Source organism: Pseudomonas sp. C27(2019) (assembly GCF_008807395.1).
Lineage (GTDB): Bacteria > Pseudomonadota > Gammaproteobacteria > Pseudomonadales > Pseudomonadaceae > Denitrificimonas.
This window is the reverse complement of the sequence record NZ_CP043320.1, coordinates 877,653-902,746: the sequence shown is the minus strand read 5'-3', so window position 1 is coordinate 902,746 and position 25,094 is coordinate 877,653. Positions and strand designations below refer to the sequence as shown.

Annotated in this window: 25 protein-coding genes; 10 read left to right on the top strand and 15 right to left on the bottom strand. The window is 47.2% G+C overall.

All coding sequences use genetic code 11. From position 1 onward, the window contains the following. Positions 1-4 precede the first annotated feature (4 nt). Positions 5-460, bottom strand: coding sequence for a cytochrome c (locus FXF61_RS04205; protein ID WP_151184080.1), 456 nt, complete (start codon positions 458-460; stop codon positions 5-7). A gap of 515 nt (positions 461-975) precedes the next feature. Continuing rightward, positions 976-1,368, bottom strand: a complete 393-nt coding sequence (locus FXF61_RS04200) for a MarR family winged helix-turn-helix transcriptional regulator (protein WP_151184079.1) — start codon at positions 1,366-1,368, stop codon at positions 976-978. A 99-nt stretch (positions 1,369-1,467) separates the two neighbouring features. On the opposite strand from FXF61_RS04200, the gene FXF61_RS04195 reads away from it, so the two are divergent. Next, positions 1,468-2,028, top strand: a complete 561-nt coding sequence (locus FXF61_RS04195) for a YIP1 family protein (protein WP_151184078.1) — start codon at positions 1,468-1,470, stop codon at positions 2,026-2,028. 192 nt (positions 2,029-2,220) lie between these two features. Here FXF61_RS04195 and FXF61_RS04190 read toward each other — a convergent pair whose 3' ends face one another. The 10 genes from FXF61_RS04190 to sdhC all read right to left on the bottom strand — a co-directional run bounded on the left by FXF61_RS04190 (position 2,221) and on the right by sdhC (position 14,216). Further along, positions 2,221-2,688, bottom strand: a complete 468-nt coding sequence (locus FXF61_RS04190; RefSeq protein ID WP_151184077.1) for a cytochrome c — start codon at positions 2,686-2,688, stop codon at positions 2,221-2,223. A 195-nt stretch (positions 2,689-2,883) separates the two neighbouring features. Then, on the bottom strand, positions 2,884-3,765 hold the full coding sequence (sucD, locus tag FXF61_RS04185; protein WP_151184076.1) for a succinate--CoA ligase subunit alpha: 882 nt from the start codon (positions 3,763-3,765) through the stop codon (positions 2,884-2,886). Continuing rightward, positions 3,762-4,934, bottom strand: a complete 1,173-nt coding sequence (gene sucC / locus FXF61_RS04180; RefSeq protein WP_151184075.1) for an ADP-forming succinate--CoA ligase subunit beta — start codon at positions 4,932-4,934, stop codon at positions 3,762-3,764. Before sucC ends, sucD begins: the two co-directional genes overlap by 4 nt. Before the next feature lie 163 nt (positions 4,935-5,097). Next, a complete protein-coding gene (lpdA, locus tag FXF61_RS04175; RefSeq protein ID WP_151184074.1) occupies positions 5,098-6,534 on the bottom strand; it encodes a dihydrolipoyl dehydrogenase in 1,437 nt (478 codons plus the stop codon). A 70-nt stretch (positions 6,535-6,604) separates the two neighbouring features. Then, entirely contained in the window at positions 6,605-7,810 is a 1,206-nt protein-coding gene (odhB, locus tag FXF61_RS04170; RefSeq protein ID WP_151184073.1) for a 2-oxoglutarate dehydrogenase complex dihydrolipoyllysine-residue succinyltransferase, read from the bottom strand. 72 nt (positions 7,811-7,882) lie between these two features. Next, entirely contained in the window at positions 7,883-10,714 is a 2,832-nt protein-coding gene (locus FXF61_RS04165; protein ID WP_151184072.1) for a 2-oxoglutarate dehydrogenase E1 component, read from the bottom strand. 243 nt (positions 10,715-10,957) lie between these two features. Beyond that, the gene (locus FXF61_RS04160; RefSeq protein ID WP_151186004.1) at positions 10,958-11,662 is read right to left on the bottom strand and encodes a succinate dehydrogenase iron-sulfur subunit; all 705 of its coding nucleotides are present in this window, start codon (positions 11,660-11,662) and stop codon (positions 10,958-10,960) included. Between the two features lie 26 nt (positions 11,663-11,688). Continuing rightward, positions 11,689-13,476, bottom strand: coding sequence for a succinate dehydrogenase flavoprotein subunit (gene sdhA, locus FXF61_RS04155; RefSeq protein ID WP_151184071.1), 1,788 nt, complete (start codon positions 13,474-13,476; stop codon positions 11,689-11,691). A 3-nt stretch (positions 13,477-13,479) separates the two neighbouring features. Continuing rightward, positions 13,480-13,848, bottom strand: coding sequence for a succinate dehydrogenase, hydrophobic membrane anchor protein (gene sdhD, locus FXF61_RS04150; RefSeq protein WP_151184070.1), 369 nt, complete (start codon positions 13,846-13,848; stop codon positions 13,480-13,482). Continuing rightward, a complete protein-coding gene (gene sdhC, locus FXF61_RS04145) occupies positions 13,842-14,216 on the bottom strand; it encodes a succinate dehydrogenase, cytochrome b556 subunit (RefSeq protein ID WP_151184069.1) in 375 nt (124 codons plus the stop codon). The genes sdhD and sdhC overlap by 7 nt, the downstream gene beginning before the upstream one ends. Before the next feature lie 368 nt (positions 14,217-14,584). Between sdhC and gltA the strand changes: the two genes are divergently transcribed. After that, positions 14,585-15,868 carry a citrate synthase gene (gene gltA, locus FXF61_RS04140; RefSeq protein ID WP_151184068.1) on the top strand — a complete coding sequence of 428 codons (1,284 nt, stop codon included), beginning with the start codon at positions 14,585-14,587 and terminating at the stop codon, positions 15,866-15,868. An 81-nt stretch (positions 15,869-15,949) separates the two neighbouring features. On the opposite strand, the gene FXF61_RS04135 is transcribed toward gltA, so the two are convergent. Then, complete coding sequence (locus FXF61_RS04135; protein ID WP_151186003.1) at positions 15,950-16,201, bottom strand: YkgJ family cysteine cluster protein; 252 nt, start codon at positions 16,199-16,201, stop codon at positions 15,950-15,952. A 48-nt stretch (positions 16,202-16,249) separates the two neighbouring features. After that, complete coding sequence (locus FXF61_RS04130) at positions 16,250-17,125, bottom strand: NAD(P)-dependent oxidoreductase (RefSeq protein WP_151184067.1); 876 nt, start codon at positions 17,123-17,125, stop codon at positions 16,250-16,252. Between the two features lie 112 nt (positions 17,126-17,237). Between FXF61_RS04130 and FXF61_RS04125 the strand changes: the two genes are divergently transcribed. Then, positions 17,238-17,519: a pyrimidine/purine nucleoside phosphorylase gene (locus FXF61_RS04125; protein ID WP_151184066.1), complete on the top strand. Its 282-nt coding sequence runs from the start codon at positions 17,238-17,240 to the stop codon at positions 17,517-17,519. Positions 17,520-17,584: 65 nt separating this feature from the next. Beyond that, the gene (locus FXF61_RS04120; RefSeq protein ID WP_151184065.1) at positions 17,585-18,493 is read left to right on the top strand and encodes a LysR family transcriptional regulator; all 909 of its coding nucleotides are present in this window, start codon (positions 17,585-17,587) and stop codon (positions 18,491-18,493) included. Between the two features lie 32 nt (positions 18,494-18,525). On the opposite strand, the gene FXF61_RS04115 is transcribed toward FXF61_RS04120, so the two are convergent. Beyond that, positions 18,526-19,152, bottom strand: a complete 627-nt coding sequence (locus FXF61_RS04115) for an alpha/beta family hydrolase (RefSeq protein WP_151184064.1) — start codon at positions 19,150-19,152, stop codon at positions 18,526-18,528. A 665-nt stretch (positions 19,153-19,817) separates the two neighbouring features. Between FXF61_RS04115 and ccoN the strand changes: the two genes are divergently transcribed. The 6 genes from ccoN to FXF61_RS04085 all read left to right on the top strand — a co-directional run bounded on the left by ccoN (position 19,818) and on the right by FXF61_RS04085 (position 25,027). Continuing rightward, positions 19,818-21,260: a cytochrome-c oxidase, cbb3-type subunit I gene (gene ccoN, locus FXF61_RS04110; protein WP_151184063.1), complete on the top strand. Its 1,443-nt coding sequence runs from the start codon at positions 19,818-19,820 to the stop codon at positions 21,258-21,260. Further along, positions 21,260-21,871, top strand: a complete 612-nt coding sequence (gene ccoO / locus FXF61_RS04105; protein WP_151184062.1) for a cytochrome-c oxidase, cbb3-type subunit II — start codon at positions 21,260-21,262, stop codon at positions 21,869-21,871. Before ccoN ends, ccoO begins: the two co-directional genes overlap by 1 nt. A gap of 5 nt (positions 21,872-21,876) precedes the next feature. After that, positions 21,877-22,065: a cbb3-type cytochrome c oxidase subunit 3 gene (locus FXF61_RS04100; RefSeq protein ID WP_151184061.1), complete on the top strand. Its 189-nt coding sequence runs from the start codon at positions 21,877-21,879 to the stop codon at positions 22,063-22,065. Continuing rightward, entirely contained in the window at positions 22,062-22,976 is a 915-nt protein-coding gene (gene ccoP / locus FXF61_RS04095; RefSeq protein ID WP_151184060.1) for a cytochrome-c oxidase, cbb3-type subunit III, read from the top strand. Before FXF61_RS04100 ends, ccoP begins: the two co-directional genes overlap by 4 nt. A 132-nt stretch (positions 22,977-23,108) precedes the next feature. Then, a complete protein-coding gene (gene ccoG, locus FXF61_RS04090; protein WP_151184059.1) occupies positions 23,109-24,512 on the top strand; it encodes a cytochrome c oxidase accessory protein CcoG in 1,404 nt (467 codons plus the stop codon). 14 nt (positions 24,513-24,526) lie between these two features. Further along, complete coding sequence (locus FXF61_RS04085; RefSeq protein WP_151184058.1) at positions 24,527-25,027, top strand: FixH family protein; 501 nt, start codon at positions 24,527-24,529, stop codon at positions 25,025-25,027. The last annotated feature ends 67 nt before the right edge of the window (positions 25,028-25,094 follow it).

Below are 25,094 nucleotides of genomic sequence, written 5' to 3'. Positions count from 1 at the left end.
GCTATTACTTGGAGCCAGGCTTTAAGCGGCCAGCTTCTCGCGCCGTGGCAAGCTCAGTAAATGTGACGGCTCTGCCGTTATTACCCCAAGATGAACGCTGATAATTGATCAACTCCAGCAGCTCACTGTCATTCAACCGTCCAACCTCGCCAATAGGTGGCATCTTGCCAGAGTAGACCTGATTGTTAACGATCAGCCCACCGTGATAACCGAAGATAACCAGCCGCAAGTATTCTTGGATTGTTTCTGGATCATCAGAACTCATCTGAAGGTTAGCGGCCAAGGGAGGGAACAAACTAGGTATGCCTTGCCCGTCTGGTTGGTGACATACTGAGCAATGCTGCATATAGAGCGTCTCGCCATCTGAACTTGCTTGGACAACTGGGATGCTCAGCAATAAAGCAAGAGAACTCACAGCAGCAGTGCTCGTTATTGACTTGACTTTCTTACGAATATTCATCTTATTTTCCCCTTTGTAAAACTCACAGATTGAGGCGATAACAGCTCGCAATGATTGCAATTAATTGACAAATGTCATATTCAGCCAACGCACTACATACCATAAACCCGCTATCACACTTCTATACTTAATATAACCATAAAGTATGAAATATAGCCAATTCATTTATTTCAGGCATTTCAACACCAACCCCATATAATTTGAAAAAATGTTATGCGTAGGGATTAAAGCATCGCTTTTAGTTGGCCCCATAGTATAGCGGGAAAGTGATATAACCATTTTAAAACACAGCTGTTTATTAGTTGCTTTGTTATTATACTTAACATACACATCGTAATTTAAGCCAATATTTTATTTATCACATAAAATTTAACTTAGCACTACAAAAAAACTAAACTATTCATATTATTAAGGAAGCGCTGAGTAATGTTGCCCAACCCTGACAACGTGGATAGTTATTTAACGCCCCTTAATTTATTTGAATATATACCCGTATTTAGACCTATTAAAAGTATTTATTTAGCCATAGGGAAATCGTGCTGCAAATGATTGAGCTCAGGCCGGTGCTGCTCTGCAATGGCTGCAACTAGCGCCTCACCTTTGGCCAGTAAGTGTATTTCTATGCAGCGTTTATCCGCTGTAGAGCCACGCCGCTCAACCAACCCCAGCTCACTGCAACGATCAATCAACATAACCGTTGCGTGGTGCTTAGAATGAAGTTTTGTCGATAATTCGCTAACCGTTGCCCATTCTCTATCAGCAAAACCTTTCAGGTGCAGTAGGAGTAAATATTGCAACGAGGTTAAGCCATGGCTTTTGCAAATATCTTCGCTTTGGCGCTGAAAAGCTCTTAATCGAAAACGAAAATCTGACAGATTTTGGAAATCCTGCTTGCTTAGCTTGGTCATTTTACTACCTTTTCACTTTTTTAAAATTCTGCTTGTCAGCAGTCATAGAATAGACTATAAAATGACATATATCACGCCGTGATACATAAGGAGACAAGCATGAATATCTCACTATTCTTTGGGCTGCCTTTCTCTACAAAAGGCTGGTTCCAATTACAGCAAAAAAAGCTCTCCATTCCCCTGCTCGCTTGGCTATTGGTGGTTCCTTTGTCATTTGTGCCGCCGGTGCTTATATATTATGCCGGAACACATTATGGCGACAGTTTTCTACCTGGCTTTGGGGATAAGGATTGGCACTTTATAACCACAATTCTATTCCTGGCTGAGCTGCTAACCTTCTTTGTGATGGGCTGGCTGATTCATTCGGTACTCGAAGGAAACAATATAAAGGTCAGTTATCATGACGCTTATCTTGTAGCCGCTATCGCACCTTTGCCTTTATGGCTATCTTCTTTAGCCTTGCTGACACCCATGCTACTGCTGAATGTGCTGATTGTGGCGGCAGCGCTAGCCTTATCGATTGCCCTGGTATATCGGGGCTGTAAGGCTTTAATACACGACTCAGGAAATGATGTGGCGAGTATGTCAGCCACTCACACCATTGTGGCCGCCTCCTTCTTGGCTTGGGTGGTATTACTGGTCATTGTTTGGGCATACTAACTGATGACCTTCACCATTAAAAAAGGCGCTAACCCATGCAGGAAAGCGCCTTTTTTACGACAGAACAGCACGTTACAGGCAAAGGAAATGGATGCCCTGGCAAATTAATTAAATTTTGCTAAAACAGCGGCCTTTATTTTCATCAACCGGCCTCGATGGTAAAAAAGATTCTTTCACTGTCTGACTTTCCACTTATCGAGTACGGTAGCTGTAATGACAACCAATACATGAGTTGGTTAAGTGCTGTAGCGCAGTATAGGTATCCTTTGCATCACCTCGCCTAGCAACATTAGCAAACTCTGTTGCTGCAGCATGCATACCCCAACCGATATTACGCATTTCTAACGGCATAAATCGACCGGGACCATTGGGATCGCCTCTATGCTGCCCCATAGCACTGCGCCCCATTCGAGCTTCAGCAAGATCTGCTGCTGCATCAAACTCATTGGCTGCGAGATGGCCCATTACTTGGCTCAAGACCAATAAATGGTCCAGCATATCCAAGCGCATATACTCGCGCGCTTGCACAGGCATTTCCACGAACTGACGAGTATCCTCAACAGTCAAGGCGTCCACATCCTCCACTTTATGGGTAGTGTCCGCGCTGTACGCTGGATAACAAACCAATAAAAGCAATGACATAACTACTTTTTTATACATAAGCCTGTCCTTTTTTAATAAAAACTTATAAGCACAGTGCGCACCACTCAATCAGCCATCTTCATACTTTAATCAGAAATCAGACAATGCGTTTGCTTTCGTTCTACATAAAAAACCACCGTAAAAAAGCAACATCAATGGTTTGACAACAAACTCTGAAGGTTCTTTTGCGGTGGCTTTTAGGCGCAGGGCTTGTTATTTATGTTTCCAGCCTGTTACTTCAGCTAATGCTGTACCAATATCAGCCAGTGAACGCACGGTTTTAACCCCAGCATCTTGTAAGGCTGCAAACTTCTCTTCTGCAGTGCCTTTGCCGCCAGAAATGATCGCACCAGCATGCCCCATACGCTTGCCCGGTGGTGCTGTGACGCCGGCAATATATGACACCACGGGTTTGGTCACATTAGCTTTAATAAAAGAAGCGGCTTCCTCTTCTGCACTGCCACCAATCTCACCGATCATGACGATGGCTTCAGTTTGCGGGTCTGCTTGGAACATTTGCAAGATATCAATAAAACTTGTACCTGGGATTGGATCACCGCCAATCCCAACACAAGTAGACTGACCAAAACCTGCATCGGTGGTTTGTTTAACGGCTTCATAGGTCAGCGTACCTGAACGCGAGACAATTCCAACTTTACCCGGCATATGGATAAAGCCGGGCTGAATACCGATTTTACACTCACCTGGGGTAATCACACCTGGGCAATTTGGTCCAATTAAACGCACGCCTAACTCGTCACACTTAATTTTCACATCCAACATATCCAAGGTTGGTATGCCTTCTGTGATACAAACAATCAGCTTAATGCCAGCAAAAGCCGCTTCTAAAATTGAATCTTTGCAAAAAGGTGCTGGTACATAAATAACTGAGGCATCTGCACCCGTTGCCTGCACTGCTTCTAAAACAGTATTAAAGACAGGCAAACCTAGGTGCGTGCTACCACCTTTGCCTGGTGTTACGCCGCCAACCATCTGTGTGCCATAAGCAATGGCTTGCTCAGAGTGAAACGTACCCTGCGCACCGGTAAAGCCCTGGCATATCACCTTGGTATCTTTATTGATTAAAATACTCATGCCTGCTCTCCTTGGGCTGCTTTAACAACCAGCATTGCCGCCTCACTTAAACTGTCAGCGGCAATGATATTCAGCCCGCTCTCTGCCAAAACCTTGCTGCCCAGTGCCGCATTATTGCCTTCTAAACGCACAACCACAGGTACTTTTACCCCGACTTCTTTAACGGCACCAATCACACCTTCAGCAATCATGTCACAACGGACAATGCCACCAAAAATATTGATCAATACCGCTTTAACATTGTCATCGGAGAGAATAATTTTAAACGCTTCAGATACACGCTCTTTAGTGGCACCGCCACCAACATCTAAAAAGTTAGCGGGTTTGCCGCCATGATGATTGACAATATCCATAGTCCCCATGGCTAAACCAGCGCCATTCACCATGCAACCAATATCGCCATCAAGCGCAACATAATTGAGCTCAAACTGCGCAGCATGCGCTTCACGCGGGTCATCTTGCCCTGGGTCTTGCATAGCCCGTAGCTTAGGTTGGCGATACAGGGCATTGCTATCAATAGTGATTTTCGCATCTAGGCAATGCAGCTTGCCGTCATTTCTAATCACTAGAGGATTCACTTCAAGTAGCGATAAATCATGCGCAACAAAAAGCTTGGCTAAATCGAGGAAAATCTTTGTAAACTGTTTGACCTGTTCATTGTGCAAACCCAGCTCATACGCCAGATAACGGCCTTGATAAGGCTGTGCGCCAATAGCAGGATCAATTACAACTTGTAAGATTTTTTCGGGCGTCTCATTGGCGACTTTTTCAATGTCCACACCGCCTTCTGTTGATGCCATAAATACGACACGACGGGTGGCACGATCCACCACAGCACCGAGATACAACTCGTTGGAAAAATCAGTACAGGCTTCAACAAGAATACGGCTAACTGGCTGCCCGCTGGCATCAGTTTGGTAGGTTACTAAACGTTTACCCAACCACTGCGCAGCAAAATCTTGTGCATCTTCAGCACTGGTAACCAATTTCACACCACCGGCCTTACCTCGCCCGCCGGCATGGACTTGTGCTTTAACCACCCAGCGTTCACCACCGATATCATGACACGCTTGTGCTGCAGCTTCGGGTGTTTCTACCGCAAAACCTAAAGAAACCGGCAAGCCATACTCAGCAAACAGCTGCTTAGCTTGATATTCATGAAGATTCATACTGTCCTACCATTGAGTTCGGATGATGCGTAATGCGCAGGCTGTAAAAGTTAGTCTGCAATTTAGCTGATCAATTATAGCAGTCCACCAAGCACCAACGCGATGTCAGCCCCCCTGCTTGGTGTAGAACGAATACCGCCCCTAAAAAGGGGCGGTAAGTCGATCAGCGTTTTTTACGATTTGCTATATGTATCGCTTGCCCATTGACGGCGAGCGCCGCTTCATGGAGCGCTTCAGACAGGGTTGGGTGCGAGAACACCATCAAGCCTAAATCTTCAGCACTGGAGCCGAACTCCATTGCGATCGCACCCTGCTGTACCAATTCTGCAGCACTCGGGCCAATCACGTGTACACCTAACACGCGATCAGTTGTTGCATCAGCAATAACTTTGACAAAGCCGCCAGTGTCATTTGCTGCCATTGCACGCCCACTGGCAGCAAATGGGAACACACCAACATTGATTGCAACACCATCACCTTTCAACTGCTGCTCAGTTTTACCAACGCCTGCAATTTCTGGGTGAGTGTAAATAACGCTTGGGATCAGGTCATAGTTAACCTGAGCCTTATGGCCTGCAATACGCTCGGCAACCATAACGCCTTCCTCTGAAGCTTTATGTGCCAGCATTGGACCACGCACCACATCACCAACGGCATACACACCCGGCACACTGGTCGCGCAGGTTTCATCAACATAGATAAAGCCACGCTCATCCAAGGTTACGCCACTGTCAGTTGACAGCACGTTCTCTGTAACAGGGCGACGACCAACAGCAACAATCAGCTTGTCAAAGGTCATTTGTTGCTCGCCTTTGGCGTCAGTAAAGTTAACCGTGACTTCACCGTTATTCACTTCGGAGCCTGTTAAGCGCGCACCTAAACGGATGTCTAACTTTTGCTTAGCAAAGATCTTCAATGCTTCTTTAGCGACTTGCTCATCAACAGTCGATAAGAATTTATCTTGCGCTTCAATCACTGTAACTTCTGCACCTAAACGTGCCCACACAGAGCCCAGCTCAAGACCAATCACACCCGCGCCAATCACGCCAAGTCTTTTCGGTACAGCTTGGAAGTCTAAGGCGCCTGTTGAATCAACAATCACATCCTGATCAACAGGTGCAGGCGGTATGTCAATCGGCTGTGAGCCTGAGGCAATAATTACGTTTTCGGCTTCATAGACTTTTACACTGCCATCAGCAGCAGTGACTTCAACGTGCTTGTTGGCCAGTAACTTACCGTGGCCTTCAATCGTGGTCACGCCATTGGCTTTAAATAGGCCTGCGATACCACCAATTAGGTTTTTCACGATAGTGTCTTTACGACCAACCATCGCAGGCACATCAATGGCAACGTCTTTGACGTCAATACCATGCACAGCCAGACCTTCTTGCGCTTCATGGAACTTCCACGAACTGTCGAGTAGTGACTTAGATGGCATGCAACCCACGTTTAAACAGGTTCCACCCAACGCTAACTTGTCATCTTTGCCTTTATATTTTTCAATACAGGCAGTTTTCAAGCCAAGCTGTGCTGCTTTAATCGCAGCAACATATCCGCCAGGACCTGCTCCGATAATAATTACATCAAATTTCTGACTCATGAGGCTTCCTCGTTAAGTGGCGTATGGCCACACTGCAGCCGCTTAAGGTTAGTAAGCGGCTGCAGAACAATCAGATATCCAGCAATAAGCGTGCTGGGTCTTCTAGCAGGTCTTTCATGGTGACAAGGAAAGTCACTGCTTCTTTACCATCAATTAAACGGTGGTCGTAAGATAATGCCAAATACATCATCGGTAAAATCACCACTTCACCGTCAACAGCCATTGGACGCTCTTGGATTTTATGCATACCCAAAATAGCAGTTTGTGGTGGGTTAACGATTGGTGTTGACAGCAAAGAACCGAACACGCCACCGTTAGAAATAGTGAAAGTACCACCTGTCATTTCTTCTAGAGTTAGTTTGCCGTCTTTAGCCTTACGGCCGTAGTTAGCAATGCCGCCTTCAATTTCAGCAAGGCTCATAAACTCTGCGTTGCGTAATACTGGAACAACCAGACCACGGTCGCTGGATACTGCAACACCGATATCTTGGTAGCCGTGGTAAACAATGTCTTTGCCATCAATAGAGGCGTTCACACCAGGCTGGCGTTTTAGCGCTTCAACTGCAGCTTTAACAAAGAATGACATAAAGCCTAAACGCACACCGTTATGGGTCTTTTCAAACAAGTCTTTGTACTTGCTGCGCAGCTCCATAATCGGCTTCATGTTGACTTCGTTAAACGTGGTCAACATCGCCATTGACGTCTGGGCTTCAACCAAACGCTCGGCTACTTTGGTACGTAAGCGCGTCATTGGTACGCGCTTTTCAACGCGATCACCGGCAGCAAACAATGGAGCTTCTGCGCTTGGCGCTGCTGCTTTAGGTGCGGCTGCGGCTGGCTTGTTAGCCACTGCGGCTAAAGCATCTTCTTTAGTCACACGGCCATCTTTGCCAGTACCTTGAATAGTAGCGGGATCCAGTGCATTTTCTTCGGCAATTTTGCGTGCAGCAGGTGATAAAAGCACATCGTCTGTGGCTGCAGGAGCAGCAGCGCTGGCTGCCTCAGCAGGTGCAGCGGGTGCAGGTGCTGCAGCAACCGCATCAGTATCCAAACGACCTAATAACTGCGCACTCAATACTGTGTCACCTTCATTGGCAACGATTTCAGTCAGGACACCATCGGCTTCTGCTAAAACTTCCATAACGACTTTGTCAGTTTCAATATCAACGATCAGCTCATCACGCTTAACCGCTTCACCCACTTGTTTGTGCCAGGTTGCAACGGTGCCATCAGCGACCGACTCGGGGAATGCTGGGGCTTTAATTTCAATAGCCATAATAAATATGTTCCTATAAATTCGGTTGTTACGTAAAAGCCGCACTGAATCTAATGCGGCTTTCTCGCTGATTTAGACTACAAACGCATCCTGCAGTAACTGCTCTTGCTGTTCTGCGTGCATTGATGGATACCCACAAGCAGGTGATGCTGAAGCAACACGACCTGCATACTGCAACTCCAATGCTGACTTGTAAGCAATCGCTACACGACGCATATGATGCTGACTTGGGTACCAAGCACCTTGATTCATGGGTTCTTCTTGGCACCAAACGATGCGCTCAAGGTTCTTATACTTAGCAAGCTCCTGAGATAAGTCATCCTCAGGGAAAGGATACAGCTGCTCAATACGCACAATGGCAGTGTTCTCTAGGCCTTCGTTACGACGCTTTTCGAGCAAATCATAATAGACCTTACCGCTACACATGATCATGCGATCAACTTTATCTGCATCCAACGCATCAACTTCACCAATCACATTCTGGAATGTACCTTCAGCTAAGTCTTCCAATGTGGAAACAGCCAACTTGTGGCGTAGCAAAGATTTCGGTGTTAAAGCGATCAATGGTTTGCGCAGCGAACGAATCGCTTGACGACGCAGCATGTGATAAACCTGAGCAGGCGTAGTCGGCACACAAACTTGGATATTGTGTTCAGCACACAACTGCAAGTAACGCTCTAAGCGAGCTGACGAGTGCTCTGGCCCTTGACCTTCATAACCATGCGGCAGCAACATCGTTAGACCGCACAAGCGACCCCATTTAGTCTCGCCACTGGTAATAAACTGATCAATCACCACCTGTGCACCGTTGGCGAAGTCACCAAACTGCGCTTCCCAAATCACCAGCGCGCTGGGCTTGGTGCTGGCATAGCCGTACTCGAATGCAAGTACAGCTTCTTCAGACAGGAAGGAGTCATACAAATCAAAACGCGGCTGATCTTTGTACAGGTTTTTCAACGCTATGTAGGTTTCACCATCTTTTTGATTGTGCAAAGCTGCATGACGGTGCGAGAACGTACCGCGACCAACATCTTGACCGGTAAAACGGATCGGATAGCCTTCAAACAACAAGGTCGCGTATGCCACTGTTTCGGCAAAACCCCAGTTGATGGATAGAGCTCCGGCAGCCATTTTCTGACGGTCTTTAAGAATATTAGCAACCTGACGCTGAACCACAAAACCATCCGGTGTCTCTTGCATTTTTAACGCAAGTTCTTGCAAGGTCTTCAGATCAAAACGCGTATCAAAATGAGGTGTCCACTTATGACCCAAGTATGGGCGCCAATCAACAAACAACTCTTTATTGGGCTCTTTAACCAAGCTTTGCACAACGTGCAAGCCGTTATCCAGTGCAGTGCGGTAATCATCGCTTAGCGCTTGTACTTGCTCAGCAGTCTGTACACCATCTTTAATCAAAACGTCAGCATAGAGTTCACGCGTTGTGCGCTGCTTGCTAACAATTTGATACATTAATGGCTGAGTACCACTTGGCTCGTCCGCTTCGTTATGGCCGCGACGACGGTAGCAAACCAAATCAATTACCACGTCACGCTTAAATTCCATCCGGTAGTCAACCGCTAGCTGAGTCACAAATAACACAGCTTCCGGATCATCACCATTGACGTGTAAAATAGGCGCTTGAATCATTTTTGCAACATCAGTTGCGTACTCAGTTGAGCGCGTATCTTCAGCTTTGCTAGTGGTAAAGCCAACCTGGTTGTTGATCACAATACGAATGGTGCCGCCGGTTTTATAACCACGGGTTTGTGACATTTGGAAGGTTTCCATTACTACGCCTTGGCCTGCAAAAGCAGAGTCACCGTGGATAGTAATCGGAATAACCTTGTCACCCTCTGGATCGTTACGTCGATCTTGGCGGGCACGTACAGAGCCTTCAATAACCGGAGATACAATTTCAAGGTGCGATGGGTTAAAACCTAACGCCAAATGAACTTCACCGCCTGGGGTCATCACATTGGATGAGAAACCTTGGTGGTATTTCACGTCACCTGAGGTCAAACCCTCAACACGCTTACCATCAAATTCATCAAATAAATCACGCGGATTTTTGCCATAGGTATTAACCAGAACGTTAAGCCGTCCACGGTGTGCCATACCAACAACAATTTCTTTGGCGCCATAGGCGCCTGAACGCTGAATAATCTCATCCATTAAAGGGATAAGGCTCTCACCGCCTTCAAGACCAAAGCGCTTGGTGCCTGGATATTTGGTACCCAAATACCTTTCTAGGCCTTCACCGGCAGTTAATCGCTCTAAAAGATGCGTGCGCACTTCAGGAGAAAAACTTGGGCGGCTACGCACGCTTTCTAGGCGCTGCTGGAACCAGCGGCGCTGCTCAGAATCAACAATATGAGTAAACTCAGCGCCAATCGTGCGGCAATAAGTGTCTTGTAGAGATTGCTGAATTTCACGTAGCGTGGCTTCTTCTTTGCCGATATTTAAATCGCCAGTGCGGAACACACTATCAAGATCAGAGTCAGTCAAGCCGTAATGATGTACGGTCAAGTCAGCCTGCATTGGGCGCACCCATAAACCGAGCGGATCAAGCTGCGACGCTTGATGGCCACGCATACGGTAGGCTTGAATTAGACGAAGCACTTCAACTTGTTTTTTCTCATGCTCAGTGCTGATGCTGCCAGCAGACACTGGCTGAGCTCGTCTTTGATTTTTTGCCAATAAGACAAATTGATCACGAACCGTAGAGTGCGAGACATCGGTACTTAAACCGCCATCAGTTGGCAGCTTTTGGAAATAAGTACGCCACTCTTCCGAGACAGAATTCGGATCGTGCAGGTAGAGTTCATATAGCTCTTCCACATAGGCAGCATTTCCACCGGATAGGTGGGCGCTGCTCCACATGCGCTGCATTACGCTTTCTTGCATGCTAGGTCACCCTTGATAAGGGGGACGCTATCGGCGTGGAAACTTAACGGCCTTAAGTCACATACAGCGACTTGAATAAAGCCACTACGATTCCCGCAAATAGTCCGGGCACCAGCCCGGATGCCCCTGCTGGTCGTCAATTGTGTTTAAAAAAAGCTTTGTAAGCAATTTTTCGTTTAAAGCCGCTCACATGAAGGTACTCATGTGAGCGGCTCAATCATTTACCGCAAGCTCTGCAGTAAATCAAGTACCGCTTTGTAGCAACATGCTGCGAATGTGGCCAATTGCCCGTGTTGGGTTTAGGCCTTTCGGGCACACGTTGACACAGTTCATAATGTTGTGGCACCGGAACACGCTGAACGGATCATCAAGACGCGATAAGCGTTCTTCGGTCTGGGTATCACGCGAGTCTGCCAAGAACCGATAGGCTTGCAGCAACGCTGCCGGCCCTAAGAACTTGTCAGGATTCCACCAAAATGATGGGCAACCGGTTGAACAACATGCACATAAAATGCACTCATACAGTCCATCCAACTTTGCACGATCTTCTGGTGACTGCAAACGCTCCATACCTGATGTTGGGGTATCGTTTTGCAAATATGGCTGCACTTTCTCGTACTGCTTATAGAAGATGCTCATATCGACCGCGAGGTCACGAATAATTGGCAAACCTGGTAATGGACGCACTACCAATCTGCCATCTTTGACCACACTTGACAGTGGCGTGATGCAAGCTAAGCCATTTTTGCCCGCGATGTTCATGCCATCTGAGCCACACACACCTTCACGGCATGAGCGACGATAAGACAGACTTTCATCCTGCTCTTTAATCAGAGCCAGCACGTCCAACACCATCATGTCTTTGCCATCAATTTCTACATTGAAGGTCTGCATAAAGGGCGCAGGATTTACATCTGGATTGTAGCGGTAAACGCTTACTTGCAATATTTTAGGCAACGTCATCGTGATAACCCTTAATATTTACGTTCTTGGGGTTTAAAGTGTTCAGCATCTTTTTCAACTGCTGAAGAAAGCGAGAAGTTAACTGCACGCTTACCAACACGTTTTTCACCTGGGAAATACATGCTGTGGCATAACCAGTTTTCGTCATCACGGCTTTCGTAGTCTTCACGCGCATGCGCACCACGGGACTCAGTACGAGCCTCAGCTGCAATCGCAGTTGCTTCAGCCACTTCAAACAAGTTTTGCAACTCAAGTGCTTCAATACGTGCGGTATTGAAAGCATTACTTTTATCAGTGATTTTCACGTTGGCAATGCGTTCACGCATTTGCTCGAGCTCTGCAATACCTTTTTTCATGTATTCACCAGTACGGAATACACCAAAGTTATTCTGCATGCAGTTCTGCAGCTCTTTACGCAGCGGTGCCACATCCTCACCCTTAGTGCGCTCATTCAATGCAGACAAGCGCGCCATAGAACTTTCGATATCGCTCTCACTTGCGTTACGTGCATCAACACCTTCACGTAAGTTTTGCTCAAGGAAAATACCCGCAGCCCGACCAAATACAACCAAGTCAAGCAGTGAGTTACCACCGAGACGATTTGCTCCATGTACAGAGACTGAGGTGACCTCACCAACTGCAAACAAACCATCAATGATGCGATCTTCGCCATTTGCATCTTGGGCAATTGCTTGACCATGAATGTTAGTGGCAATACCGCCCATCATGTAGTGACACGTTGGTACAACCGGAATTGGCGCAACAACTGGATCAACATGAGCAAAGGTAATTGACAGCTCACAAATACCAGGCAAACGGCTGTGCAACACTTCTTCACCAAGGTGATCGAGCTTGAGCAGTACGTGGTCGCCATTTGGACCACAGCCGTTACCCGCTAAAATTTCTTTAACCATAGAGCGTGCAACAACGTCACGTCCAGCAAGGTCTTTAGCGTTTGGTGCATAGCGCTCCATGAAACGTTCGCCATGCTTATTGATCAAGTAGCCACCTTCACCACGGCAGCCTTCAGTGACCAAAGTACCTGCACCAGCGATACCGGTTGGGTGGAACTGCCACATTTCCATATCTTGCATAGGCACGCCAGCACGCAGCGCCATACCGACACCGTCACCGGTGTTGATCAAAGCGTTAGTCGTCGATGCGAAAATACGGCCGGCACCACCTGTTGCTAGCACAACAGCTTTAGAGCGGATATGAACAATCTCACCGGTCTCAATGCAAATAGCTACAATACCGACAACAGCGCCATCTTGGTTCTTAACTAAGTCAACCGCATACCATTCGTTTAGAAAGGTCGTACCGTGCTTTAAGTTTGCTTGGTATAGGGTATGCAACAATGCGTGACCGGTACGGTCAGCTGCAGCACAGGTACGCGCAGCCTGACCACCTCTACCAAAGTCTTTTGATTGCCCGCCGAACGGACGCTGATAGATGCGGCCTTTTTCAGTACGCGAGAATGGTAGACCCATGTGCTCAAGCTCATAAACGGCTTCTGGGCCCACTGAACACATATATTCGATAGCATCTTGGTCGCCGATATAATCGGAACCTTTGACGGTATCGTACATATGCCAGCGCCAATCATCATTCGGATCATCTGATGCAATTGCACAGGTAATACCACCTTGTGCAGATACTGTGTGCGAGCGCGTAGGGAACACTTTAGTTACTACGGCTGTTTTATGACCACCTTGTGCTAATTGCAGTGACGCGCGCATACCTGCACCGCCACCACCAACAATAATGGCATCATAATAAATGCTACGAATATTGGCCATGAATCAAATTCCCCACAAAATCTGTACGCCCCAGACGAACAGCACGAACATCATAATGCCGCACAGCGCTTGGACTAAAAATCGTACACCTGTTGCCCACTTGCCTAAAGTCATGGGTGTCAGGTAATCAGTAGTGACTGCCCACAATCCAATCCAGGCATGCGCACTCAGGGCAACAAGACTCAGCATGCTGAAAATGCGCATCCAGTTTTGCGCAAACAGCCCTTGCCATTCAGCATGACTCATACCTGGATTAGCTAAGACATAACCCAGTAAAAACAATGAGTATGCAGCCAATACAACAGCTGATACTCGCTGAGCCATCCAGTCAAAGAGGCCTGAACGGGAGAAGTTTGTTACGTTAGTTACCATATCCAGACCCCCATGAGTAAAATCAGTACGGCTGAAACAATAAAGACTATTTTAGCACCCAGTTTGCCGCCTTCCAGCGACTCACCAATGCCCAAGTCCATGATTAAGTGGCGTATACCAGCTGCTAAGTGGTATATCAGTCCAGAGAGAAGACCCCACACAACAAGCTTGGCCAGCGGGCTGGTCAAACACTCTTTAACTTCGGCAAATCCTTGCTCTGAGGCAAGCGACTTATCAAGCCCATATAGCAGCACAGCGATACCTAAAAACAGGATGACACCTGTAATTCTGTGCAATATGGAAGAGATTGCGGTGATTGGGAGTTTTATAGTCCTAAGATCTAGGTTTACAGGTCGTTGGCTATTCACGGCGTATTCACACTTAGAGAGCCCTTAACTGCAGGGCGAGTTGTCGGGAAGGCACTTACAAGAAGCACCCGTCACCATCGGAGTGACGACCGCCAGTTTAATGGCAAAAGCCTCTGCCGGTCAGCTACCGAGTATAGTGCAAAAAAGAGCATAATGACAACGCTAATACATTCGCCTAAATGCGCATTGTCCTGCTTTGACATTTAGCGTAAATATCTGTACTTGAAACTTTTAAACGAGATAATCGTCTTCCCCATAGACTTGCACTACTACTGTAGTACAAATTGACATTGGCAGTTATCTCACTATTATATTGCGGGCCCTGCGTGAGGGGCCGTGATGATTCCAAGCATAACTAGGAGGCCACAATGGCTGACAAAAAAGCGCAGTTAATCATCGAGGGCTCAGCCCCCGTAGAGCTGCCTGTATTTAGCGGTACTATTGGACCTGATGTTGTTGACGTTCGTAATCTAATTGCTAGCGACTTATTTACTTACGACCCAGGATTCATGTCAACAGCGGCATGCGAATCTAAAATCACTTATATTGATGGTGATAAAGGTATTTTGCTACACCGCGGCTACCCAATTGAGCAACTTGCAGCCAAGTCTGACTACTTAGAGACATGTTACTTATTACTGCACGGCGAATTACCCACTGCCGAACAGAAGCAAGAATTTGTTAACACTATCAGCAAACACACCATGGTAAATGAGCAGCTGAAATCATTTTTAAATGGCTTCCGTCGTGACGCTCACCCAATGGCCATAATGTGCGGTATTGTTGGCGCTTTATCAGCTTTCTATCACGACTCATTGGACAACAACAACCCAACGCATCGTGAAATATCTGCACACCGCCTGATTGCAAAAATGCCAACTATTGCAGCCATGGCATATAAGTACTCAATCGGCCAGCCCATCATGTACCCACGCAATGATCTCTGCTACTCAGAGAACTTCTTACACATGATGTTTAACACGCCTGCAGAAACCAAACGATTCAGCCCTGCTCTTATTCAAGCAATGGATCGTATTTTTATTCTACATGCTGACCATGAGCAAAACGCTTCAACCTCAACCGTACGCCTCGCTGGCTCAACGGGCGCAAACCCATTTGCATGTATTGCTTCCGGTATTGCAGCACTATGGGGCCCTGCGCACGGTGGCGCTAACGAAGCAGTTCTAACGATGCTTGACGAAATCGGCGACGCATCTAACATCGAGAAGTTTATTGCGAAAGCAAAAGACAAAGATGACCCATTCAAACTGATGGGCTTCGGTCACCGCGTTTACAAAAACTTTGACCCACGCGCGCAAGTGATGAAGCAGACCTGCGACGAAGTACTTGCAGAGCTGGGTGTTAATGATCCTAAGCTGGATCTGGCCATGAAGCTTGAAGAGTACGCCTTGAATGATCCGTACTTCAAAGAGCGTAACCTCTATCCAAACGTTGACTTCTACTCAGGCATCATCCTGAAAGCAATCGGCATCCCAACCAGTATGTTCACCGTGATTTTCGCTATGTCACGTACTGTTGGCTGGATTTCACACTGGACCGAGATGCTCGCCAGCCCTTACAAAATCAGCCGCCCACGTCAACTGTATACCGGTTACGACAAACGCGACTACGCTCCACTAGACAAGCGTTAATACTTATCTAGTTTAGCGACAAAAAAGGCTGCCCAGAAATGTGCAGCCTTTTTTTATAACAACCAAACCTTTCTATTATGCCTACGCGGTCGCCCCTTCCAGCCAGCCTATCAACTGAATAGCTTCTTCCTGGGAACTACCACAGACACTGACCTCCGCTTGAAACTCTGCACAAAATGCTGGGCGCTCTGGCAAGCCAAACAACATACATAGATTATCATTACTTAAATTTAAACAACGCTCGCCTGCCTTTTTACCTTGCGGCATGTTCGGCATCGGCGTATGAATAGAAGGCGCTATGCAGCAGGCGCCACAACCCATTCGGCACTCCACTAGAGCGCCTCGCATGTATTTATTAGACTATTGATACTCATGCATTTCTCATTGACTGCTTTTATTTAATCGAGCAATTAAGCTTGAGGTATCCCAGCGCTCACCACCCATTGCTTCAACCTCTGCATAAAACTGATCAACCAATGCAGTGACTGGCAATGTGGCACCATTGCGACGCGCCTCCTCAAAAACGATAGAAAAATCTTTGCGCATCCACTCTACCGCAAAACCAAAATCAAATTCGCCTGCCAGCATTGTTTGATAGCGGTTTTCTAACTGCCAAGACTGCGCCGCCCCTTTACTAATCACCTGCATCGCGGCCTCTGCATCTAAGCCGGCACTTTGCGCAAAATGCAGCGCTTCCGCCAAGCCTTGTAATAGGCCACCGACGCATATCTGATTAACCATTTTCGTCAACTGCCCACTGCCGACATCACCCATTAAACGCTGCATGCGAGCATAGCTCTGTAAAATCGGCGCAACACGCTCATACACCGATTGCTCACCACCCACCATAACGGTTAACGCAGCATTTTGCGCACCCAACTGCCCACCGGACACCGGCGCATCTAAAAACGCAAAACCACGTTGTTTTGCCTCACCAGCCAACTGTTTAGCAATCTGTGCTGATGCCGTCGTATGATCAACAAACACGCTATCAGCTGCCATCGACTCGAAGGCACCATCTCTACCTAAAGTAACTGTGTGCAAGTCATCATCATTACCCACGCAACACATTACAAACTCTGCATTTAGTACTGCCTGTGCGGGTGTTTTTGCGATACACCCTGAATATTCTTTCACCCACTGCAGAGCTGTAGCTTGCGTACGATTAAACACAGTCATCTCATGTCCCGCGCAAGCCAAATGCCCTGCCATGGGGTAGCCCATCGTTCCCAAACCAATAAACGCAATACGCGCCATACACCACCACCCGACTTTAGTTTACTAATTAGCGTCATACTGCTTGGCAAAACAGTGACGCCACCGCAACGTACCGTTATGCTATATGTCTTTAAGATCAAGAGTTATAACAATGCTTAATGTTAACGAATACTTCAACGGCGCCGTAAAATCAATCAGCTTTACCAGCGGCACATCCCCCGCAAGTGTCGGCGTGATAACCCTTGGCGAATACAATTTTGCAACGGCCAGCGCAGAAACCATGCATATCATCAGCGGCAGCGCTGAGGTAAAACTTGCCAATACAGGAGCCTGGATCGGCTTCAATGCTGGAGATCACTTTAAAGTAGCCGCTAACAGTAGTTTCTTAATTCGAGTTAAAGGTGACACCGCCTACCTTTGTGAATACTGCTAACACCTCAGTTTTAGCACTGCCTTATACTCACCGCAGTACGCGCTTAGCTTTACTTTGGAAGAGAAATGAATTTATCAAACATTGATCTTAATTTATTTATTGTCTTCGACGCCATCTATACCGAAGGCAATCTGACTCGTGCAGGACAAATCATGGGCATCACCCAACCTGCCGCTTCCAATGCATTATCACGCCTTAGAATCACCTTTAATGACCCGCTGTTTATCCGCACCGCGCACGGCATGACGCCCACACCGCTTGCGCAAAACATTATCACTCCAGTACGCAATGCTCTACAACTGCTGCGCGGGTCTGTTCAGGACAGTCGCGTATTTGACCCAAGCCAAGCCAACAAAACCTTTCGTTTAAGCATGACCGACTTAATTGAAGACATATTGCTACCCGCGACTTTTCAACGCTTAAGCACACAGGCCCCCAATATACGCATTGAAAGCTTGCTTGCACGCCGCCGTGATACAGCCAAAGAGCTGGCCGCAGGGCACTTAGACTTCGCCATTGACATACCCTTAAACAGTGACCCACAGCTGTTGCATACAAAACTGCTGGAAGACAGCTATGTTTGTGCAATGCGTCAAGGACACCCTTTAGCTGGACACAAAAGCCTCACCCTTCAGCAGTATTTAAATGCACAGCACATTCACATTTCTTCGCGCCGTAGCGGCTTAGGCCCAGTCGACTTAGCTTTGGGCAAAATGGGCTTACAACGCAATATAGTGCTGCGCTCACAACACTATTTAATGGCGCACACGGTTTTACAAAACACTGATTTAACCATTACCGCGCCAGCTCATTTTGCAGCCCGCCACGGACTGCACAGTATTGAACTACCTATAGCAGGTATACCAACAATTGAAAGCCATCTATTTTGGCACAGTAGCGCCGACCAAGATCCCGCCAACCGCTGGATGCGCGAGCAATTACTCTGTGTAGCCAAGCAACTCGCAGCGACCTGAAAAAAGCTGAAAGACACTCCAGCCACACGCTGTCAGCGGAGTTGCCGTACCACAAAATCTTTTATTCTGCATGCCGCATGCTGTAAATACTGCGCTTGGGTACAACCTGAGCGCTGTAAAGGCTTTAAATCATGATCCGCTAATGCCATCCACTCAATTTCTATAGCAGACGACAACCTATAGCCCTCTACCACCTCACGACAGCCCAAGGCATCACGCTCACCCTGCACAATTAAAGTTGGCGTACGCAAATCCAGCAAATGCTCGGTGCGTGGCTTGTCTAGTTTCTTAGCTGGATAAAATGGGTAGCCTAGACAGATCAGCGCAAGTGGTTGCAATTCATCGACCAGCATACTGGCAACACGTCCACCCATTGACTTACCCGCAATAACAATCGGCAAAGTCGATTGCGCCCGCACCTGGTTATATACTTCACGCCATGTATCCTGCAATACAGCCATTTTATTCGGCGGCCGACGTATCGCATCGAGTCGACACAGGGCCATATAGGGAAACTCAAAGCGTACAACGCTGATGTCCAGCGCTAGCAAGTTCTGCACTATCGTTTCCATAAATTCACTATCCATCGGCGCACCCGCACCATGGGCAAGAATTAAAGTACAGCATGGATTTTCAGCATTTGCATACAAGATAGACATGATCTCTCCAAACCCAAGCCGCAAACCGTTAGAGCTGTCAACATAATACGCCAGCCACTGACCACCCAACTGACAACAGCGTCTTACTGCAGTTTAGCCGGTCTCGTTATTTATTACGTCTTGCCCCGTATTTATCAGTACTTAAATCTATTTAGGCTCACGTGTCGCACAACAGCAACTCATAAACTCAGCACGATCACAACAGGATAGCAGCAGCACAATAGAAGCACTGCAGACAGATAAGAGACACGCTACGCCATCTGTGTGCAGCGCCCTGCCAATACGAGCGGGTGCCAAATAGAGCCAAGCTGACAGCACAGAGCTGCTAAATACTAACTATATTTTCCCAGAATTGACCGCCATCAACTCACCAGCACAATCAAGCATAGACAATATAAAGTCGAATTGCTGGTCATTAATGTTATTTTCGAGGAAAAATACGCTAAGATAGGAATCAACATTTGCAAGTTGGTCGCACGCTGCTGTCTTTCACATACGTTTTATGTGTTTTATTTTGGACTTATCAAGATAAAAAATTGACTTGCAGCACTTTTTGCTTGATTGCTCAGTTGTGACAAACACGTACTGATTGCAATGGCAATATGCTTTACCCATACTTGCGGTGCATTAATTCCGAACAATCCATTACCCGTGGAAGTCTTAGCATGAGCACAGCAATCCAAGAGAATGCTTATAACTACAAGGTTGTACGCCAGTTCGCCATTATGACGGTGGTCTGGGGTATCGTAGGTATGAGTATTGGTGTACTAATTGCCGCCCAATTAGTATGGCCAGAACTGAACTTCAACCTTCCCTGGACCAGCTTCGGCCGGCTCCGCCCTCTGCACACTAACGCAGTAATTTTTGCCTTCGGTGGCAGTGCCTTATTTGCTACATCGTACTATGTAGTTCAGCGTACATCGCAAACGCGTCTGTTCTCAGACAGCTTAGCTGCATTTACCTTCTGGGGCTGGCAAGTTGTCATCCTGCTCGCAGCAATCACTTTGCCGCTAGGCTATACCACCACTAAAGAATACGCAGAACTAGAATGGCCAATTGCTATTCTCTTAGCTGTCGTCTGGGTGGCGTATGCAATTGTTTTCTTTGGCACTATTGCTAAGCGTAAAACATCGCATATTTATGTGGGTAACTGGTTCTACGGCGCATTCATTCTAGTCACCGCGATGCTGCACATCGTCAACCACATGTCGATTCCAGTCACTTGGTTTAAGTCCTACTCGCTGTATTCAGGCGCAACAGACGCCATGGTGCAATGGTGGTATGGCCACAACGCCGTTGGTTTCTTCTTAACCACTGGTTTCTTGGGCATGATGTACTACTTCGTACCTAAGCAAGCAAATCGCCCTATCTACTCGTACCGCTTATCGATTGTGCACTTCTGGGCACTGATCACTGTGTACATCTGGGCTGGCCCACACCACTTGCACTACACAGCGCTGCCTGACTGGGCACAGTCACTGGGTATGGCAATGTCTCTGATTCTACTGGCTCCATCATGGGGCGGGATGATCAACGGGATGATGACCCTGTCCGGTGCATGGCATAAGTTACGCACCGACCCAATCTTGCGCTTCTTGGTCGTATCACTTGCCTTCTACGGTATGTCGACCTTTGAAGGCCCGATGATGGCGATTAAAACCGTTAACGCCTTATCACACTACACTGACTGGACTGTCGGCCACGTCCACGCTGGTGCACTGGGTTGGGTTGCAATGGTCTCAATCGGTTCGCTCTATCACTTGATCCCACGCTTATTTGGCCGTGATCAGATGCACAGTGTTGCTCTGATTAACACACACTTCTGGTTGGCAACAGTTGGTACTGTATTGTATATCGCCTCAATGTGGGTCAACGGCATTATGCAAGGCCTGATGTGGCGTGCAATTAACCAAGACGGCACTCTGACGTACTCCTTTGTAGAGGCGTTAGAAGCAGGTCACTATGGTTTCTTAGTACGCATGATCGGCGGCATATTCTTCTTAATCGGTATGTTCTTCATGGCATACAACGTATGGCGCACAGTACGCGCGTCTGATACTGAAAAAGCGAATGCACATGCACGCTTTACTGCTGGAGAGGCTCACTAATGAAACAGCATGAACGCGTTGAAAAAAACGTTGGTTTACTCGCGCTCTTTATGGTGATTGCGGTCAGTATTGGTGGCTTGGTGCAAATCGTTCCCTTGTTCTTCCAAGACATGGTAAACGAGCCAGTTGATGGCCTAAAGCCGTACACCGCACTGCAACTGGAAGGCCGTGACATCTACATTCGTGAAGGCTGCGTACAATGCCACTCACAGATGATTCGCCCCTTCCGTGCAGAAACAGAGCGTTATGGTCACTACTCTGTTGCTGGTGAAAGCGTTTATGAGCATCCATTTTTATGGGGCTCTAAGCGCACCGGTCCAGACTTGGCCCGTGTCGGTGGTCGTTATTCTGATGATTGGCACCGTGCACACTTGTACAACCCACGCAACGTTGTACCAGAATCCAAGATGCCTGCTTACCCGTGGCTCGTAGAGAACACGCTAGACGGTAAAGATACTGTCGCTAAAATCAAAGCCATGCGTTGGTTAGGCGTGCCCTACACCGATGAAGACATCGAAGGTGCAGTAGCAGCAGTTAAGGGCAAGACTGAAATGGAGGCTGTAGTGGCCTACCTGCAAGTTCTTGGTACATACATTAAGAATAAACGGTAACGCTCATGGATATCGGAACTCTTCGCGGCTTAGGCACAGTACTTATTTTTGTCGCCTTCACTGGGCTGGTATTTTGGGCCTATAACAGCAAGCGCAAATCAAGCTTTGATGAAGCTGCAAACTTACCCTTCGCCGACGAAGAGCCGCATTCTAGCGAGCTGAATAAAGACACATCCAGGAGCAATAACCAATGACTTCTTTCTGGAGTTGGTACATCGTAATCCTTACGACAGGTACATTACTGGCACTGGCGTGGCTGATTTTTGCTACACGCAAAGGTCAGCGCAGTGACACAACTGATCAAACCGTAGGCCATGTCTATGACGGTATTGAAGAATATGACAATCCGCTACCACGCTGGTGGTTTATGCTGTTTGTCGGCACCATCATCTTCGCTGTAGGCTACCTCGTTCTTTACCCTGGCATGGGTAACTGGAAAGGTATTTTGCCTGGCTATGACGGCGGCTGGACCTCTACTAAGCAGTGGGAACGCGAAATGGACAGAGCCGACGCAAAATACGGCCCTATTTTTGCTAAATACGCAGCTATGCCAATTGAGGATGTCGCTAAAGATGAACTTGCGCTAAAAATGGGTGGCCGCTTATTTGCTTCGAACTGCTCAGTTTGCCACGGTTCTGATGCCAAAGGTGCGCACGGCTTCCCCAACCTAACCGATAATGATTGGCTCTGGGGTGGCGATGCAGAAACGATTAAAACCTCAATCATGAAAGGACGTATTGCAGCAATGCCTGGCTGGGAAGCGGCTTTAGGTAACGAAGGCGTCAAAAACGTATCGGGTTATGTACGCTCCTTATCGGGCCTAAAAAACCCAGAAGGTCTTGATCTTGAGGCAGGTCAACAATCCTATAACACCATGTGTGTAGCCTGCCATGGCCCAGAAGGCAAAGGCAATCAGATGCTTGGCTCGCCTAACTTGACAGACAGAATCTGGTTATATGGATCAAGCTTTGCTCAAGTCCAGCAAACCATTCGTCATGGCCGTAACGGGCAGATGCCTGCGCAAGAAGACTTCTTAGGCAATGATAAAGTTCATATTTTAGCTGCTTATGTATACAGTCTTTCACACGGCGAAAAAGATCAGTAAATGACACGTGCGACATGCTGTCACTCTCTGCTGGAACGTCAGCAGGCGTACCATAAAAAGCAGTTATAAGCTTATTCCGGCCGGCAATATATTGCTGGCCGGATATTTTAAAAACCGCAGCGGTACAACCTGATGACTGAGCAAATACCTGTAAAAAATATCACTCCAAAAAAAGATAGCATTGACCTGTATGCTAAGCGCGAAAAAATATATACGCGTGCATTTACCGGTATCTTCCGCAACATTCGAATCATTGCTGGGCTATTTCTATTCGCAGTATTCTTGGGTACTGCTTGGCTACAATGGGGTGACCGCCAAGCCGTATGGTGGAACCTGCCTGAGCGAAAATTCTATATTTTTGGCGCAACCTTCTGGCCACAAGACTTTATGCTGCTGTCGTGGCTATTGATTATCTGCGCATTCGGTTTGTTTTTTATTACCGTTTATGCAGGTCGCGTTTGGTGCGGCTACGCCTGTCCGCAAAGTGTTTGGACATGGATCTTTATGTGGTGTGAAAAAGTCACTGAAGGTGACCGTAATGCCCGCATGAAACTTGATAAAGCGCCAATGTCAGCGAACAAATTCTTGCGCAAAACGGCCAAGCACGCACTCTGGGTTAGCATTGGCTTTATCACTGGTTTTACTTTCGTTGGTTACTTCACCCCGATTCGTGAATTACCCATGGAGCTTATCACCGGTGCAGCAGACGGCTGGGCGTATTTCTGGTTGGGCTTTTTCACACTGCTTACATACTTAAACGCCGGTTGGTTACGCGAGCAGGTGTGTATCCACATGTGCCCATACTCACGCTTTCAGAGTGTGATGTTTGACAAAGACACCCTAATCGTTTCTTACGACCCTGAGCGCGGTGAAAAGCGTGGTGCCCGTAAAAAAGGCAGTGACTATAAAGCCCAAGGCTTAGGTGACTGTATTGACTGCAAGCTTTGTGTGCATGTGTGCCCCACTGGTATCGATATTCGTGATGGTTTGCAAATCGCCTGTATCGGCTGCGCAGCCTGCATTGACGCATGCGATGACGTCATGCTTAAAGTGGGTTACCCAAAAGGATTGATCAGCTACACAACTGAGCACAACTTGTCTGGCCAGAAAACAAAGCTGATTCGCCCACGCTTGGTTGGTTACGCTGCCGCACTATTAATTATGAGCACTCTGTTTGCTTATACCGTATTTAACCGCACCTTAGTTGAGCTCAATGTGCAAAAAGACCGCACACCCTATCGTGAGAACCAAGAGGGTCGTATTGAAAACGTGTACACACTGAAAATCATGAACAAAGATCAGAAAGATCACGTATTTGTCATTGAAGCAACGGGCCTTAATGGCTTAACCCTTGAAGGTAAAAACCATGTTCCTGCAGCCGCAGGAGAGATTCTATCCATCCCAGTATCAATTTCAGTTGATCCCGAAGACATCCCTTCAAGCACCAACTCAATTGAGTTTACAATTTTGTCTGAGGATGACAACAGCATCTACAGATCAGCAGAAAGCCGCTTTCTCGGCCCCACCATTCGTTAATTAAAGGATCTTGTATGCAACCCGAAGACAATGTTTTACCCTGGTATAAAGAGTTTTGGCCTTGGTTTATCATTGGCATGCTCAGTTTCTCTGTCGTGCTCGGGTTGTCTTTACTGACTATATCCATCCGTAATGCCGACAGCCTTGTGGTCGATAACTATTACGATGCTGGCAAAGGCATTAACACCTCACTTGAACGCGAGAGACTTGCTGAGCGCTTAGCAATAGGCGGCACTTTACGTTTGGACACTGACCTTGGTCAGGCTGAGTTTGTTTTAACAGGCGCAAGCAGGCCACAACATTTAGTTTTGAACTTGATTTCTCCCACACAGCCCGAGCGTGATAGACGCATCGTGCTGCAGCCTATCAGTAACGATATGTATCGCGGCTTGTTGCCAGACGATACGCAAGGCCGACGTTTTGTCGAAATACTCGGTTTAGAGGACAGTGCCGAATGGCGTTTATTCGAAGAACATACCTTAACAAGCGGTCAAGCCATCACACTAGGGAACTGAGCTTAAACCCCTCGTTAATGTCACAAATCACTGTTAAATTTGTTTCACTTCTAGATAACTAACCATT